General features: G+C 58.6%; 14 protein-coding genes and 1 pseudogene. 12 read left to right on the forward strand and 3 right to left on the reverse strand.

The features are described from left to right. The first annotated feature begins 3 nt into the window (after positions 1-3). From ACTAQJ_RS22125 to ACTAQJ_RS22140, 4 genes are all read left to right on the forward strand, one after another. Positions 4-1,119: a PrpF domain-containing protein gene (locus ACTAQJ_RS22125; RefSeq protein ID WP_498699430.1), complete on the forward strand. Its 1,116-nt coding sequence runs from the start codon at positions 4-6 to the stop codon at positions 1,117-1,119. Positions 1,120-1,149: 30 nt separating this feature from the next. Further along, positions 1,150-2,598, forward strand: a complete 1,449-nt coding sequence (locus ACTAQJ_RS22130) for an SLC13 family permease (protein WP_498699431.1) — start codon at positions 1,150-1,152, stop codon at positions 2,596-2,598. A 284-nt stretch (positions 2,599-2,882) separates the two neighbouring features. Continuing rightward, positions 2,883-3,209 carry an ArsR/SmtB family transcription factor gene (locus ACTAQJ_RS22135; RefSeq protein ID WP_431116184.1) on the forward strand — a complete coding sequence of 109 codons (327 nt, stop codon included), beginning with the start codon at positions 2,883-2,885 and terminating at the stop codon, positions 3,207-3,209. After that, positions 3,206-3,916: a cation efflux transmembrane domain-containing protein gene (locus ACTAQJ_RS22140; protein WP_498699434.1), complete on the forward strand. Its 711-nt coding sequence runs from the start codon at positions 3,206-3,208 to the stop codon at positions 3,914-3,916. The genes ACTAQJ_RS22135 and ACTAQJ_RS22140 overlap by 4 nt, the downstream gene beginning before the upstream one ends. Before the next feature lie 32 nt (positions 3,917-3,948). Here ACTAQJ_RS22140 and ACTAQJ_RS22145 read toward each other — a convergent pair whose 3' ends face one another. After that, entirely contained in the window at positions 3,949-4,809 is an 861-nt protein-coding gene (locus ACTAQJ_RS22145; protein ID WP_498699436.1) for a PhzF family phenazine biosynthesis protein, read from the reverse strand. A gap of 155 nt (positions 4,810-4,964) precedes the next feature. Between ACTAQJ_RS22145 and ACTAQJ_RS22150 the strand changes: the two genes are divergently transcribed. Then, a complete protein-coding gene (locus ACTAQJ_RS22150) occupies positions 4,965-5,780 on the forward strand; it encodes an alpha/beta fold hydrolase (RefSeq protein WP_498699437.1) in 816 nt (271 codons plus the stop codon). A gap of 308 nt (positions 5,781-6,088) precedes the next feature. On the opposite strand, the gene ACTAQJ_RS22155 is transcribed toward ACTAQJ_RS22150, so the two are convergent. Next, a complete protein-coding gene (locus ACTAQJ_RS22155; protein WP_498699440.1) occupies positions 6,089-7,006 on the reverse strand; it encodes a glycosyl hydrolase family 28-related protein in 918 nt (305 codons plus the stop codon). 1,075 nt (positions 7,007-8,081) lie between these two features. Then, positions 8,082-8,783, reverse strand: a complete 702-nt coding sequence (locus tag ACTAQJ_RS22160; protein WP_498699442.1) for a DUF6270 domain-containing protein — start codon at positions 8,781-8,783, stop codon at positions 8,082-8,084. A gap of 407 nt (positions 8,784-9,190) precedes the next feature. Here ACTAQJ_RS22160 and ACTAQJ_RS22165 point away from each other — a divergent pair. From ACTAQJ_RS22165 to ACTAQJ_RS22195, 7 genes and pseudogenes are all read left to right on the forward strand, one after another. Then, positions 9,191-9,397 (forward strand): annotated as a pseudogene (locus ACTAQJ_RS22165) (Wzz/FepE/Etk N-terminal domain-containing protein); the annotation flags it as partial. 64 nt (positions 9,398-9,461) lie between these two features. Next, positions 9,462-10,601: a tyrosine-protein kinase domain-containing protein gene (locus ACTAQJ_RS22170; protein ID WP_498699443.1), complete on the forward strand. Its 1,140-nt coding sequence runs from the start codon at positions 9,462-9,464 to the stop codon at positions 10,599-10,601. Between the two features lie 179 nt (positions 10,602-10,780). Then, entirely contained in the window at positions 10,781-11,407 is a 627-nt protein-coding gene (locus ACTAQJ_RS22175) for a hypothetical protein (protein WP_498699444.1), read from the forward strand. After that, positions 11,334-12,653 (forward strand): polysaccharide biosynthesis protein, encoded by a 1,320-nt coding sequence (locus tag ACTAQJ_RS22180; RefSeq protein ID WP_498699446.1) that lies wholly within the window; start codon positions 11,334-11,336, stop codon positions 12,651-12,653. The genes ACTAQJ_RS22175 and ACTAQJ_RS22180 overlap by 74 nt, the downstream gene beginning before the upstream one ends. Then, entirely contained in the window at positions 12,650-13,675 is a 1,026-nt protein-coding gene (locus ACTAQJ_RS22185; RefSeq protein WP_498699447.1) for an MraY family glycosyltransferase, read from the forward strand. The genes ACTAQJ_RS22180 and ACTAQJ_RS22185 overlap by 4 nt, the downstream gene beginning before the upstream one ends. Then, on the forward strand, positions 13,668-14,612 hold the full coding sequence (locus tag ACTAQJ_RS22190; protein WP_498699448.1) for an NAD-dependent epimerase/dehydratase family protein: 945 nt from the start codon (positions 13,668-13,670) through the stop codon (positions 14,610-14,612). The genes ACTAQJ_RS22185 and ACTAQJ_RS22190 overlap by 8 nt, the downstream gene beginning before the upstream one ends. After that, the gene (locus ACTAQJ_RS22195) at positions 14,609-15,793 is read left to right on the forward strand and encodes a glycosyltransferase (RefSeq protein ID WP_498699450.1); all 1,185 of its coding nucleotides are present in this window, start codon (positions 14,609-14,611) and stop codon (positions 15,791-15,793) included. The genes ACTAQJ_RS22190 and ACTAQJ_RS22195 overlap by 4 nt, the downstream gene beginning before the upstream one ends. Positions 15,794-15,822 lie beyond the last annotated feature (29 nt).

Consider the following 15,822-nt stretch of genomic DNA (forward strand, 5'->3'; position numbering starts at 1 on the left):
GCCATGAAGATTGAAGCGGAATGGATGCGTGGAGGCACCAGCAAGTGTTGGGTCTTCGAAGGTGAACACCTGGACGAAACCCACAAGGACCTGGACTCTTTGCTGCCCCGGCTTTTCGGCAGCCCTGACCACCGCCAGATTGACGGCGTCGGGGGGTCAACCTCCACCACCAGCAAGGCCATGATTCTGCGCCGTCCCTCCGACCCGGATATCGACGTCGAGTTCACCTTCGCTCAGGTCGGCATCGAGGAAGCGGCCGTGGACTGGGGGAGTAACTGCGGAAACTGCTCCGCGGTTGTTGGACTGTACGCGATCGAGAAGGGCTGGGTCACGCCCAGCGGCGACAACACCCGGATCGTCACGCGCAACACCAATACGGGCCAGATCATCATCCAGCGCGTTGCCACCCCAGAGGGCGCCCTGCCCATCGTCCCGGATGCGGAGATGCCCGGCGTCGTATTTCCCGGCTACCGGGTGGGTCTCGGCTTCAAGGATCCTGCCGGAAAGACGACCGGGAAGTTGCTTCCCACCGGCGAACCGACGGACACGATAAGTGCCGGCGGGACGCGCTGGACAGTTTCAATGGTCGACGCCGGAGCTCCCGTTGTGATCGTCAAGGCTGAGGAGCTGGGCCTGGACACAGCCCGCTTCGAAAGTTGGCAGGCGGGAGTGAAGCTGCAGTTGGACACCCTGGACCAGATCCGGCGGCAGGCTGCCGTCCGGATGGGTCTGGCCCCAACGGTCAAGGATGCTGCCCGCGCTATCCCCAAGCTCGCAATAGTCGGCGCCCCCAGCGCAGGCGACACTGCCGACGTCAACGTCATGATGCTCTCCATGGGCAAGCCCCACCCGGCCCTGGCAATTACCGGAAGCATCGCCCTGACGCTTGCAGCAAGTACCCCAGGAACTGTCCTCAACAGCATCACGGGCAATGAACCGCGATCCATCCTGCGGCTTCGTACTCCTGCGGGGGTGATCGAGACCTGGAGCGAAGAACGCGACGGGTCCCTGTTGGTCGGGGTGGACCGTACGGCACGCACCATCGCCACCACCACCCTGCATCTCCCGGAACTCCTCGGCAGCGCCGTCGAGCCTTCCTTCGCATCAGTCGCTCAGTGACATCAGCCCACTCAACGAGGAGTAAAGATCATGACTAAGACCGATTACCAAGCCGCCTCCACATCAGTGGATGATGTTCAGGAGGCTGGTTCCAAACGTCCGAACCGCAGCCGCCGTATCCTGCTGATAACAGCAGCCGTGATTGCTGTCCTGGGTCTGGCCGCTCTGATGTTCGGAGGCGCCATTTTCAACCCGGCGGCCACCTCGGGAACGGAGCCGACCTTGACCGCTACCCAGATCATTCCCTTGGTCATCCTCGTCCTCATGTTCGTTGTTGCTACCAAGTGGCCACTGAACATCGGTGTGATGGGGCTGGTAGCCTCGTTCGGCGTCGGGTATTTCATGCTGGGAATGTCCGATAAGGAGATCCTGGAGGACTTCCCGGCCAGCATCGTCCTGACGATCATCGGCGTGACGTATTTCTTCAGCATGGCAAACCGCAATGGAACCATCGATATCATCGTGCAGAACTGTGCGCGCCTCGTCAGGGGCAAGACGCTGCTGTTGCCGTGGGTCTTCTTCCTTATTGCTGCGGCGCTGACCTCGCTGGGCACGTTCTCGCCAGCCGCCGTCGCACTTCTGGCGCCTGCCGCCATGGGGTTTGCTTACGAGTCACGCATCCACCCCGTCCTCATGGGTGCCTTCGTCATCAACGGCGCACACGCAGGTGGGTTCTCGCCACTCTCGGTTGCCGGCGTCCTGGTCCACAACATCGCCCACGATAACGGCTTCCCCATTTCCCAGGGCGGACTCTTCGCGGCGAGCTTCGCCATCAACCTGCTTCTCTCGGCGCTCTCCCTGTCTTTGTTCGCCGTCTTCGGAAAGCTGAAGGACGGCACGGGGGTCCCGAACGTGGATCTCGAAACTCCCCGCACCACGCGGCCTCATGGCCAGCAGATCCTGACGCTCGTGCTGATCGGTGTAATGCTCGTCTGCACGTTGGGCTTCCGGATGCCGATTGGCTTTGTTGCTCTTTCCGCCGGCCTGCTGCTGGCACTCATCAACATCAAGGAACACCGGACCTTTATCGGCGGCGTTTCCTGGTCCACCGTCCTCCTGGTGGCCGGCATGATCACCTACGTCTCCCTGCTGCAGCATGTGGGCGTTATCGACACCCTTGCAGAGATGGCTTTGGCTCTCGGCGCACCGCTGCTGATCGCTTTGGTTCTCTGCTACGTCATCGGCGTCGGCTCAGCATTTGCCTCGTCCACAGCGCTGCTGACCGCGTTTATCCCGCTCGCCGGGCCGCTGTTGGCGTCCAGCACGTTGAGTGCATCAGGAACGGTGGCAGCCCTTGCTATCGCAGCAACTGTCGTGGACGTTTCTCCCTTCTCCACCGACGGTGCACTGATCGTGGCCAATGCCCAGGAATCAGACCGTCAGCGCGTCTACAAGCAGCTGATGATCTACGCAGGTGGAGTGGTCCTGGTGGCGCCGGCCATGGCTTGGGCCCTCCTGGTTCCGACCGGCATCCTCTAAACCGCAACTTTTCACATGACTGCCGGCAATTCCACGTCGGTACGCGGTGGGACCCACCCTGCATACCAACGCAACAGGTAACCCGAAAGACGGGGGCAGGACTGGATAATCCCAACGCACCAGAGGCGGGGCCACCTAACAGGGTGGCTCCGCCTCTGTCGTGTCGGGAAAGCGTACGACGGCGGGGCTGCCGCCGCCCGGTGCGGAAGCGTGCGGCTTTGGCGTTTCGCGCGGAGATTCAATACACGATTGCGTGAATACAGCCACAGCTGTACTTTAGCGTTATGGAAACCCTCACCCACGCTCCGGTACTGGCTCGGTTCGGCTACGCGATCTCGGACGCCACCAGGGCACGCGTACTCCTGGCCCTGGCTGATGCGCCGGCGTTCCCCTCGGAGCTTGCAGATTCCCTGGGCGTTTCCCGCCAGAGCATGTCCAACCACCTGACTTGCCTGCGTGGGTGCGGCCTGGTTGTGGCGGTTCCGGACGGGCGCAGGACACGGTATGAACTGGCCGACGCACGCCTGGGTCACGCCATCAAGGACCTGATCGGTGTGGTCTTGGCGGTGGATCCCAACTGCTGTGCTCCCGACGGGACATGCGTGGCATGACCATTGAGCTGCGGGAAGCATCGGAACGCAGAGCCATCCTGACGCGTCGGATCAGACTTTTCGCTGCCGCCACCATCACCTACAACGTGATCGAGGCAGCAGCGGCACTGTGGGCTGGCGGCGCGGCGGATTCGTCGGCCTTGATTGGTTTCGGGCTCGACTCGGTAATCGAGGTGGCCTCCGCAGTCGCATTGTCCTGGCAGTTCTCCGCCAAGGACCCCGAGCGGCGCGAGCACATAACCCTGCGGATCATCGCGATTTCCTTCTTCGCCCTCGCTGCCTTCGTCACGTTCGATTCCATCAGGTCCCTCACCGGTGGGGGAGAGGCCCAGCACTCGACGCCCGGCATCGTGATCGCGGCCCTCAGCCTGGCGATCATGCCCGTTTTGTCCTGGGCGCAGCGCCGAGCCGGACGTGAGCTCGGTTCCAAGACAGCCGTAGCTGACTCCAAGCAGACACTGCTGTGCACGTATCTGTCCGCTGTGCTGCTCATTGGTCTGATCCTGAACAGCACGCTGGGTTGGTGGTGGGCCGACGCCGGCGCAGCTCTGGTGATTGCCGCCGTCGCCGTGCGTGAAGGAATCAACGCGTGGCGTGGTGACGTTTGTTGCGCCATGCCCGCTGCGGACGTCACTGATGAGTCTTCCGAAGACTCCGGATGCTGCGCAGAATGCCAGACGGCAACGGATTCAGCCAGATTGCCGTAGGGCCCCATCACTTCAAGATCAGCTCATACCGCTCAAGAGAGCTCGACTGCTTCACCACTCACGACTATCCCGCCTGACACAGGAATGTCGACAGTCAGCACGCTCGCGCGGCCGACGTGGCTGCCTTGGCGCACCACCACACGGCTTGGCGGCTCCGCGAGTGAAAGCAAGCGTAGGTATCCGCCGAAGGCAGCGGCTGCCGAGCCGGTGGCCGGATCTTCAGCTATGGTGCCAACCGGGAAGAGGTTTCGGGAGTCGTACTCGTCCGGTCCAATCTCGCAGAGCGTCGTGACAGTACCAGCCCAGTTCTGGGCATCCATCAGCGTACGCATCGCATCCGGATCGAAAGCAAACGAGTCAAAGGTCCTTCGATCCGCGAAGACGAGGATTGGATGCCAGTTTCCGGCAAAAGCAACCATCGGAGGGTACGCCGGGTGCAGGTCGGCCCGATCCACACCGAGCAGACCGAGAAGGGTGGCCAGGACACCGTCAGGGAAATCGGCCACCCTCGGCTCAACGCTTGTGAACGATGCTGCCACCGCAGCGCCCTCACCTTCAGTCTCAATCGCGACAGGTCCCACGGCCGTGTCGAAGACAAAGGTCCCTGTACCATCGCGCCCGGACAGCGCGACGGCCAAAGCAATTGTGGCATGGCCGCAGAACGGCACCTCGGCAATCGGGGAGAAGTACCTGACACGGTTTCGGCGGGAGTCCCCATTAACCCTCGCCTCGGTCACGAAGACCGTTTCCGCGTATCCGATCTCGGCCGCGATGGCCTGCATCCTGGCGTCAGACAGCCGCATTGCGTCCAGGACAACTCCCGCTGGATTTCCCCCGTCGGGAGCATTGGTAAAGGCGGCATAACGCAATACTTCAGAGGTCATCAGTTCCATTTCGGCATCATCGCACAGCACCTGGGCGCATGCTCATAGCGACACCAGGGAGGCTTGTCTATCCGGTAGCGATCGTTCGGTCCGTGGAATGCCAGACGGCAATGGGTTCACCCAAGACGGTCGTGCAGTAGCCAGCGCGGGCGTACGCTGGCCGCATGGAGTCCGAGGTCAGGATGCTCGCTCTGCGCACCGGGATCAACGTGCCCTGTTTTGTGCAGGGTCGCCTTGGTGAAGCGAACGACGACGGCGCCGAGCCCTTGGTCTTGTTGCATGCGTGGGGTGAATCCTGGCGGAGTTTTGATCGGTTGGTTGCCTCGCTGCCATCCTTTACTCTGGTGGCGCCTGACCTGCGCGGCCATGGTGGGGCCGACAAACCTGAAGACGGGTACTCGCTGACAGCGGTTGTGGAAGATGTTCTCGCCATGTTTGATGCCCTGGGTATAGCGAGGGCTCACGTATTGGGTTCATCCAGCGGCGGATACGTGGCGCAACAACTCGCCGTGATGCATCCGGAACTCGTTGCATCACTGATTCTGGTGGGATCTCCATTGAGCCTCAATGGGAAACCACTATTTGCGAGCGAGATAGAGGCGCTCACTGATCCAATTTCGGAGGACTGGGTTCGGGAATCTCTGTCCTGGTACCGGCTGCTGCACACCGTGCCCGCTGCCTACATCGAGGACAGGGTGCAGGACGGTTTGGCCATGCCGGCAGCCGTTTTGAAGGCGTCCTTGCGCGGCTACTACGAGGCTGTTCCGCCAACCGAAGCCGGAACCATCTCAGCTCCGACGCTCATCCTGTGGGGCGCTCATGACCACATTGTGCCGCGGCACCACCAAGAAACCCTCGTCAGGCGTATCCCGGGAGCTCAGCTGAAGATCTACGAGAAGACTGGCCACTTGGTGTTGTGGGAGTGTCCGGAACGGGTTGCTGAGGATGTTGAGGCGTTTCTAGGTTGCACTGTGGAGTAGAAACCAGCCCCGGAGCCTCGGTCCGACTCATAAGTCGTCAACAGAGGTATGCGTTTCAAGTAGCGCCACTTTGTTGGGGCATGACCGCCCTCGTCATTTACCAACCCAGCCAGTGCTTCCGTTTCCACTCTGCTTGACGTAGAGCGTTGTTCCAGCGCCGCCTCCGTAGTTTTGGTAGGTCGAACCGACCGGCGCCATTTCGCGTTTCTCTGGACTGCCGGAGCCAACTAGTTGAAGCGGGCTGAGCGCCACGCCTCCAGTTACATATAGGTTGGCGAATTGACTCGTGGCAGCACCCGTAATGCTGGCTAGGGTAACGAAAAACTGGAACCAGTTCTGCGATTTGTGGACGGCCACGAGTTTTCCGGATCCGAGTGACGTAAGCGTGAAGTTTCCCCCGGTGAGCCGTGCTCGCAACGTCGAACCGGAGTTGTTAAACCCCTGAAGTCCACGAATGGTGGTGTCGTCACATTTGGTAGGTACGCATTGAGATCCGTCGCCAGCAAAGCGCCCGCATTTATGCCAGTTGCCGCAACACCCTTGAATAGTGAAAAATCCGCCAGGCTGCTCGTTACATAACAATCACGAAAATGTATTGTACCGATTGAGATAGGACCTCCCATCCGGTTGAACCTGACGCCTGCCTTGACCAATTCAATGTAAGTCACGCCGCTCACTACTAAGTGTGCGACACCCGTACCTTCCACGGAAACGATGCTGTCCAAAAGATAAAAGTTGCCGTCGTGCAGTCCCGCAGTGCCTAAGTAACCCAGAGTCTTGATTCCGATTGGGGCACGGGCGAGTTGGAGACGCGTCGAATGAAACAGGCTTGTGTCTGTGGTTTCGATTGCGGCAACAACGGCTTGATGAACCCTGACATTGACCATGCCCATCTCTTCGGACTTCCGGAGTCGCAAAGGGGTCTGGGCTATGTTGAACCCGTCGATAACTAGATTCTGTATCAGGTTCTGGTAGATGAAATCCGTTCCATTGCCCACATCGATACCCCCGCTTGGGTGAGTAAACCGAAGCACGGACGAACCGGAGGGATCGCCAACCAGGGATGAGTAACTCGCGAACATCTGGAGTCGGGTCGCAGACGGAATCAAATAGGTCCCTGCTGGTAGGACAACAGATCCGCCTCCGGCAGCGCGAAGTGCTGCGCTAATGGCAGCCGTGTCGTCGGCGATGCCGTCCCCGACCGCACCATAGTCTCTGGCATTCACGGGTTCGTTCGTACGCAGTACATACTGGGCCGAAGGATCAGTCGCGGCCGACACTGTTGACCCGACTCCAGCAGCATGAGCTGAGCCTGAGTTAAGGACCAACAAACCCTCGCTGGCGACTGCAGCCGTTGCCAAGGGGACGAATTTAAGATTCCCCGACGCCCTATGCCGGCACCTCGCTCTGTCAGCGAGCTATCCGCATTCTCTTTGCCATTACTCATGAAGACACCCCTATTCGCTGGTTCCCGTGAGGTAGTTATCCCGGGCTGGCTGCTTGGAAAAACAACCAGGGCCGAGTAACCCGGCGGACCGGGAAGAAAGGTCTGACTCGCCAACTAGAATTAGAAGATGGAAACCTTGCCAGATATGTGAACTTCATTCCTGAAATGGATCGCCATCACATTTCGAAAATAGTGGGTAGTATCGGTTCTTAACAACAGTAATTAGTACTCGAGTTGAAGGCCTGCGACACTCGATTACTACTTGGCGTACTTAGATCTTGAAGCCGAAGAATACTTGTATTACGTGCATCCACTACTCGGATTATTTGCGTCAACTACTCGCCGGGAGCTCCTGGGCCGTGTCCGAGGGGCATGGGTGGCACGTAGCATTTGAAAGTGGCCGTGAGGCCCTTCATCGCCTGGGTGAGACCAGTACATAGCGGCTGGGTACAGTGACCGGCGGGACGTCAGACAATCCCGCGGGCGCGCAGCCAGCCGCTTGGCCTGCGTGGTTTCTGTATCCTTGCGGTTGCCCTGCCAGGCTGTGGTGGCTCCACAATAGGCCGTTAATACCTATTTGACCCGCGGTTTTCAATTTACTGCGCGATTGCGCTGGTCCCAATCAATTACCGGCAAACTTGGTCATCGGGCATCGACGGTCTCAACGTGAATTTTCCCACGGAGTCTCTTACCTGCGGAAGCCTGACCTCAATTCAGGGATTGAGATCGGAATATGCAGGGAGCGATTAGCTGCCGGTGGAAGGTGTGAATCTAACTGAAATACAGACATTTCTGACCAGCTCCACGAACGCTAGAGGGGAAGTCCTCGCAAACCTGGACTTCCTCCCAGCGCGTTACGCTTTGGTCAACCGCGTGAGCTCCGCGAGAAAGTGCTCGTTCGAAGCGTCTGTGTAATGGAAGGGTTGCCTGCCCCATTTGTGTATATCCGCAGCCAGGGGTGTTCCGCCGGGATAGTCGATGAACCGGACACCTGGCGACTTCTCGATCTCTTTGTACAGGTTGTAGAGCAGTCGATTATTTCGGTCGAACCAGAGGGAACGCCCGAAGGGCTGCCCTGACGCGTCAATACTTGACCAGTAAACGCGGTTGACAATGATCTTGGCAGGGTCAACTAGCCTCACAAGCTCCCCAAGGCCTTCAAGGCGGTTGGCCCATCCGGTGGCACTCCAAGGCTCATGAACACTGGCAGGATCAACGGGGAAATCCATTGCCTTGAGCTCATCGGACTGTGTAATGGTGGTCCCGCCAAGCTCGATTGTGCTCATGCGTTCGTCGATGAAATCCACCACGAGCCAGTCGTACTCTGTGGTTGTCAAGGAAGTCGCCAGAGTCTTGTGGACGTCTGCCCGAACCATGCGTTGTTGGAATTGGCTCGCCAGCATATCAATGTTGGGTAGCGCGGTATCCGGGCTTGGTGTTTGGCGGAAAGCACTGCCCAGCGATGACCTGGCGAAGTAGCCTTTCAGCTCGAATTCGCTTGGCTTTTCAAAGGGATCTCGGGATACGCAGCTCCCGTAGATGAAGACAGAGGGCACCTAGACAGAGTACAGGAGCGACAGCAGCCGATGTCCCTTGCTCACTCTTTGGTATCTATGGCATCCGATACCTTAGCTGGGCAAGTTCTCGTGGTAGGGACTGCTGTAAAGGGTGCTTGATGCGTGCAGCGTGCGGGATGGCCTATGCCGGCACATTTCGGAGTCCCACACTTCAGTTCGTCAACCAATTTTAGTTGAAATTTAACATCCACCTAGGAAGTTCATTTTAAACCTGCGTGGCAGATGCATGATAGCGTCAAAATTATCAAGCGTGACCATATGACAAGCAGGGTCTACCTGTGTTGCAACATCGGTTATACGACATGATCTAATAACGGTGAGTGGACCGATCGCCTCGGCTCCGCTTCCTTGATGGATAATCGCTCACGAAAATATTGGGGAACCCCGTGGAGTTGCGTACCTACTTGCATGTCATCCGCAAGCGCTGGATTTCCATACTGCTTGTCACCGCTGTGGCGGTTATCGTCGCACTGGGTCAAACGTTGACCCAGACGCCCATCTATGACGCGCATTCACAATTGTTCGTGTCCGTCAAGGGTGGAAATTCAGCGACTGACGTGACCCAGGGAAACATGTTCGCGCAGAACCGCGTTACGTCTTATGTAAGTCTCGCTACGAGCCCCCGCGTCCTCCAGGCCGTCGCAGATGACTTAAGATATGCCAGGCGGATCAAGGAAACTGGCGGGTCGCGTTGCAGCCTCGGCGCCCCCACAAACAGTTCTCATCGACATTACGGCTTCCGACGCAGACCCCGAACTGGCAGCCAGGATTGCCAACTCCACGGCGGACGAACTGATTAAAGGCGTGGCATCCGTAGAGGATGTTTCGTTGGTGAAATTGAGCGTCTTTGAACGGGCGGAGCCGCCAGTCAGTCCTTCTTCACCTCGGCCCATGATGAACCTGATCCTAGGCTTGGTTGCGGGGCTGGTCCTCGGCCTTGGTTTTGCGTTCGTACGTGAAGTTCTCAATACTCGGCTGCGGACCCAGGATGACATCGAGCGAGTCGTCAGCACGGGTATTCTGGGCACATTCGTCGGCGATCCTTCTTTGGAAAAGACCCCTGTCCTAACGCAAGGAGACCCATATAGTCCGCGGGCAGAGGGCTTCCGTCAGCTGCGGACACACCTGTCATTCACGAACCTCGGTGGCGGGCACCAGAGCGTCGTAGTTTCCTCGTCGATCCCAGGCGAAGGGAAAACGTCTACCGCTGTCAATTTGGCGATTATGCTCGCTGAAAGCGGGACGCGAGTTCTTCTCATCGATGCCGATTTGCGGCGACCGCGTGTGGCCAATTACTTGGGCTTGGAAGGTTCCGTGGGGCTTACTGGCGTCCTTACGGGCAGCGTGGCGCTTGAGGACGCAATTCAGACATGGGGTCCAGCTGGCCAGCTTCACGTTTTGGCATCGGGGCGTTTGGCACCGAACCCAAGTGAGTTGCTTGGGTCTTCGACCATGGACAAGCTACTCACTCACTTGGAATCTGAGTATGAAGTGGTCATTATTGACGCCCCACCTTTGCTCCCAGTCACGGACCCTGCGGTCCTTGCGGCTAACGCCAGTGGCATCCTGCTGGTCGTGAGCGTTGATGGTCGAACCAAGAAGGCCGATTTGGCCAGAGCTGTCACGAATATCGAAGCCGTCCGTGCGCGTATGTTGGGCGTGGTCATCAACCGTCTTCCGGCAACCAAGGGTGATCACAATTACTACGACTACAAGCCTCAAGTCGACAAAGGCAAGAGGCGTTCGACTGAAGCCAGGAATCGCCAAGAAATGCGCCACGGCAGCCTAAGGCCGTAGGCGGGCCGGGAGCAACGGAATGTACGCTTCGGTGCCTCTCGCTTCCACATTTGAGAATGCCGGGCGCACCGAATCCCGATGCAGACTTCAGTCGTCAATGTCGGTTTCACCAGCCTTTCAGCGCTTCACGATTCTAGGGACCAGCTCAGTCCTGACTTGCACAACATTGGGGATAGTCGATGAAACACAACAACCGGATCAACACCGTAAGTGACCTTATGGGGACGCCTTCGACGGAGATCGCTCCCCAAAATAGTTCGCATTTGAACCCATTCAGCCACCGCCTTCAATTTGGCTTGGATGCCGCGTCTTGGATTATCGGGTTAATCGTCGGTGTTTTCTTCCGCTACGAGTTTGATGGCAGTCAGATGAGCTTGCCTCCGCTGCTAGCCGTTTGTGTCGCCTTGGTCATCGCCCAACTCCTCGTCGGCTGGCTATTCTGGCTCTACCGGGGTCGGTACACTTCTGCGAGTTTTGAAGAAGCTGCGGCCCTGCTGGTTACCGTTATTTCCGTTGCCATGCTCGTTGGCATTCCCGTAGTCTTCCTCGGCGAGAGCTTCGGAATTCCCCGCAGCGCAACGCTCATGGCGCTGCCTCTGGCCTTCCTCCTCATGGGGTCCTCACGATATCTCCGCCGACTGAACTCCGATCGCCTGCTCAAGCCCCAAACGGACGCGAAGCGCACGCTCATCTATCGGCGCGGGTCACATGGGCCAGTTGTTGATCAGGAATATGTATGCCGACGCTTATTCCGGTTACCAGCCTGTCGGATTAATCGACGACGATCCTTCGAAGCGAAACCTTAGGCTCGCAGGTGTCCCTGTCCTGGGCGACAGCAGCCGGCTTTCGCAGATCGTCAATGAATCCGACGTTGAAGTCCTGATCGTGTCGATTGCCAGGGCTGATTCGGAACTCCTTCGATCCATTTCCGATGCAGCAGCAGCCTGCGGCATTCAAGTCAAGGTCCTACCGAGCCTAAGCGAGATCATGGAAGGCAGAGCCGCGCCTGCGGACGTCCGTGACATCGCCATAGAAGACCTTATTGGACGGCATCCCGTGGACACGGAGGTGGCCTCCATTGCCGGCGACCTTAAAGGCAAACGTGTTCTTGTGACAGGGGCCGGCGGTTCCATCGGGTCTGAGCTGTGCCGACAGATTGTCAGGTTCGAACCGGCCGAGTTGATGATGCTGGACCGCGATGAATCCGGTCTTCAAAGCGCGCAGATATCAATCGCGGGGCACGGGCTCCTCGACACCAAGGATGTCGTCCTGGCCGATATCCGTGACCCACAGGCATTGGAGGAAATTTTCCGGGAGCGGCGACCCGAGGTGGTGTTTCATGCGGCTGCGCTCAAGCATTTGCCAATGTTGGAGCAATACCCGGGCGAGGCTTGGAAGACCAACGTTCTCGGCACACTCAACGTCCTGAACGCGGCTCGCGAAGCTGGTGTTTCGACCTTCGTAAACATCTCTACTGACAAGGCCGCCGACCCGACGAGTGTACTCGGGCACTCAAAGCGGCTGGCTGAGCAGCTTACCGCCTGGGCCGCCGCCAACTGTGGTGGAAGGTACCTATCCGTGCGCTTCGGTAATGTCATCGGCAGCAGGGGATCTATGCTTCCGACGTTCCAGACACTCATTGCTGCCGGTCGTCCGCTGACCATCACACATCCAGAAGTTACTAGGTTCTTCATGACAATCCCCGAGGCGTGCCAGCTTGTCGTGCAGGCGGGCGGCATCGGGAGCCCAGGAGAGGTGTTGATCCTGGATATGGGTGAGCCTGTCCGGATCCAGGATGTCGCTGAGCGGATGATTGCAGCCAGCGGCAAGAACATTGAAATTGTCTATACAGGCCTTCGCGAAGGCGAGAAGCTCCACGAAGTCTTGGTCAGCCACAACGAATCAGATGTGCGTCCGATTCATCCAAAGATCTCCCATACTATGGCCGCTCAACTTGAGCCCGATGACCTCGACGTCGAAGCGTGGTATCAGCTCTTTGCGGATGACTTTGAAACGGGAACGAACAAACTCGCTTCGAAGGGGCCAGCGTGAGGTTTGAGTTCGCGGCGGCGGGTCTCGGACTGCTGGCCAGCCTTCTTGCTCCATATGTGGTCCTGCCCTTGCTGCGGCGACTGGGAGTCGTCGACATTCCATCAGCCCGTTCCTCGCATTCGTCCCCGGCGATTCGTGGGGCTGGTCTTGCAACCCTTGTTGGCTTCATAACCGGTTGTCTGGTCATCTTGGCGGGAGGACATGCGCCGAAACTAGTCATTTGTGTTCTTCTTACGTCCGTGGCAGCGGCTGGGGCCGGCTGGCTGGAGGACTTCAAAGGAATTTCCATCAAATATCGGGTGGCAAGCCAACTGCTGATCGGGCTTTCCGCCGCGGGGGCCGTGGTTGCCGTTTCCGGCGCGGAACCGTGGATCATCCCGCTCGGAGGACTGTTCATAACAGGGTTCATAAATGTCGCGAATTTCATGGATGGCGTCGACGGAATCTCGGGCTTGAACGGTGCCGTATTCGGTGGGACTTACGCGGTGACTGGAATGCTGACGTCGCTGCCCTGGCTGACTGCGGCCGGATTGGTACTTGCTGCCGTTTATGCCGCCTTCTTGCCTTGGAATCTTGGGCGGAATCGGATCTTCCTTGGCGACAGCGGCAGCTACCTGCTCGGCGCAGCAGTTTCTGTCATGGCTTTTGCAGCTTTCTGCTCGGGAGCGCCGCTCCTCGCAATCCTTGGGCCAATAGCCGTCTACCTGGCAGACGCAACGTACACGTTGCTGTCCAGAATTGCCGGAGGCCAGCGTTGGTATGAATCCCACCGCAGCCACATCTACCATCAGCTCGAAGACCTCGGTCTGACCCACCTCCAGGTTGCCACCATCGTCGCTGCTGGCAGCTGCGCCACAGGTGCCCTGGGAATACTTGCCGCCCAGGCAGCGCCCTGGACAGCAGTCCTATATCTGGGCATCGCCGGGGTGCTTATCGCAGGGTATCTCATGACCCCGGCAGCGATTCGACGCTGGGCGAGCAACCGTCACGCCGACGTGGGAAGGAGCCGTCTCGATGGCTGACTGGATTGTGGTCGGGGGCAGTGGATTTGTTGGCGGCGCTCTCGTCGACGTTCTGGCCTCTACGGGCCACGGCGTCTTGAAGCAGGTCGCCCCACGTGTGCTGGCTGATCCAAAGTGGTCTGCTCAGGAGGTCATAGCGGAAGCTTCCAAGCACGTCGAGGAGATCGCCGCGCTGGCCGCCTCATTTGCGGACAAGGATGTCGTGGTAAATGCAGCTGGACTTGCTACCCCAGGTAGCGGCCAGAGCCTGGAGCTTTTTGGTGCCAACGCGGTCTTGCCAGCCCTCATCTGGCTGGCGGCACAGCAGGCCGGTGTCCCGACGTACATCCACATAAGTAGTGCTGCTGTGCAGGGACGGCGGCCTGTGCTTGACGGTTCGTGGGATCATCAACCCTTCTCACCTTATTCACAGTCCAAAGCCCTAGGCGAACGAGCTTTGCAATTGCTCATGGATCAGACCCTCACGAGGCCGTCGACAGTCCGGATTGTCCGGGCCACGTCGATTCAGGACCCCAGCCGAAGCACTACGCGGAGTCTGATCAGGTTCGCGCGTTCACCACTTGCCAGCGTGGCCGCACCTGGTTCCGCTCCCTCACCGGTGTCCAGTCTTGGCGGTCTAGCGGAGTACGTGCTCGCCGTAGGCGACGCGCCGGAACGTGTGCGGACTGTCAGTGTGCAACCGTGGGAAGGACTAACCGTGCGCGACGTTGTGCTCCAGCACGGGCACAAGGAACCCCTTCAGCTGCCTCCTACGTTGTGCCGTTTGATGCTCAAGGTTGGTTATTGGCTTGCGAAATTCGGCTCACCCAAAATGGATAGCGTCGTCCGCAGGGCCGAGGTGCTGTGGTTTGGCCAGCGGATCAGCCAAACGTCCGCTGGCCAATCCTTAGGCATGGGGGAAAGTACTTTGGCGGCAGGGGAGCGGGCTCAAGAATGAAATCCACGACAGACATTTTTTTCATCCAGACTACTGACATCTCGGTTAGCTCCCAGTTGAGCGGCCAGATGGGTTACCTGCAGCGTCGGGGATTGCGCGTTGCGGTTGCATCAGGCGATACCGGTCTTTTGAGTTCCCTCGCCGAGCAGGACAACGTATCGTCGCACGCCCTGCCGATTGAACGTGACCCTTCGGTGTTGTCTGATCTGCGCGCACTTTGGCGGATTTTTAGGCTCATCCGAAAGCTCCAGCCTGATGTCATTGTGTACGGCACACCGAAGGCTTCACTGCTGGGTGCAATCGCTTCCTGGGTGCTGCAGAAGCCTCGGCGCATTTACTGCGTCTATGGGCTTCGATCCGAGACCATGACCGGCGCCAGCAAACAGATGATGCTTCTCATCGAGAAGACAATCATTAGGCTTTCCACAGACGTCGTGGCTGTCGGCCATGCCCTGAAGGAGCAGATGATCCAGGCAGGACTCACGGCTGACGTCACAGTTTTCGGAAAGGGCTCTGCTAACAGCATCGATCTCGAGAGCTATCAACTCAAGGGACAGGACCCTGAGCTGCGCACATCATTCCGCGCGGACCACGATATCCCTGCCGATGCCAAAGTTGTAGGCTTCGTCGGCCGCATCACAGCTGACAAGGGCATCGACGCGCTCATGGACGCAGTGCAGTCACTTAGACAGCACATGGATGACGTCCACCTCGTCCTGGTGGGACCGGACGATGGGATCGAATCGCTACGCCCAGAGACAGTAGCTGCGTTCGATGAGCCCTGGGTACACAGGACGGGCAACTTGGACGATACTGCGACGGTGTACGCGGCATTAGACCTGCTGTGCCTTCCGTCCCGCCGTGAAGGCCTTCCGACCGTACTTCTGGAAGCAGCGGCTTCCGGGACCCCAATCGTGGCAACCGATGCCACGGGGGTCCGCGATGTGATTCCACATCCGGGATGCGGGAAGGTTGTGCCCATCGATGACTCGTCGGCACTTGAAACCGCACTACGCATGGTCTTGATAAACCCTGAAGAGGCCAAGGCAATTGCTCTCAATGCCCAGGCTGTAGTGTTCCGCGACTTTGACAGGGAGCGGCTCTGGAACCGCCAATACCACTTTTACACTGGCGACAAGAACACTCGGACAAGCAGCTTGACGACCAGAAAGCAAAAATAAGCCATGACTTCCTCACTCATCACTTTTGC

Source organism: Arthrobacter sp. alpha11c (assembly GCF_054149985.1).

What these genes read in the sequence shown, in the direction of transcription:
- ACTAQJ_RS22150 (WP_498699437.1), top strand. Translation starts at nt 4,965, where the DNA reads ATGGAGTCCGAGGTCAGGATGCTCGCTCTGCGCACCGGGATCAACGTG.
- ACTAQJ_RS22180 (WP_498699446.1), top strand. Translation starts at nt 11,334, where the DNA reads ATGTATGCCGACGCTTATTCCGGTTACCAGCCTGTCGGATTAATCGAC.
- ACTAQJ_RS22140 (WP_498699434.1), top strand. Translation starts at nt 3,206, where the DNA reads ATGACCATTGAGCTGCGGGAAGCATCGGAACGCAGAGCCATCCTGACG.
- ACTAQJ_RS22175 (WP_498699444.1), top strand. Translation starts at nt 10,781, where the DNA reads ATGAAACACAACAACCGGATCAACACCGTAAGTGACCTTATGGGGACG.
- ACTAQJ_RS22170 (WP_498699443.1), top strand. Translation starts at nt 9,462, where the DNA reads ATGCCAGGCGGATCAAGGAAACTGGCGGGTCGCGTTGCAGCCTCGGCG.
- ACTAQJ_RS22135 (WP_431116184.1), top strand. Translation starts at nt 2,883, where the DNA reads ATGGAAACCCTCACCCACGCTCCGGTACTGGCTCGGTTCGGCTACGCG.
- ACTAQJ_RS22125 (WP_498699430.1), top strand. Translation starts at nt 4, where the DNA reads ATGAAGATTGAAGCGGAATGGATGCGTGGAGGCACCAGCAAGTGTTGG.
- ACTAQJ_RS22195 (WP_498699450.1), top strand. Translation starts at nt 14,609, where the DNA reads ATGAAATCCACGACAGACATTTTTTTCATCCAGACTACTGACATCTCG.
- ACTAQJ_RS22190 (WP_498699448.1), top strand. Translation starts at nt 13,668, where the DNA reads ATGGCTGACTGGATTGTGGTCGGGGGCAGTGGATTTGTTGGCGGCGCT.
- ACTAQJ_RS22130 (WP_498699431.1), top strand. Translation starts at nt 1,150, where the DNA reads ATGACTAAGACCGATTACCAAGCCGCCTCCACATCAGTGGATGATGTT.
- ACTAQJ_RS22145 (WP_498699436.1), bottom strand. Translation starts at nt 4,809, where the DNA reads ATGGAACTGATGACCTCTGAAGTATTGCGTTATGCCGCCTTTACCAAT.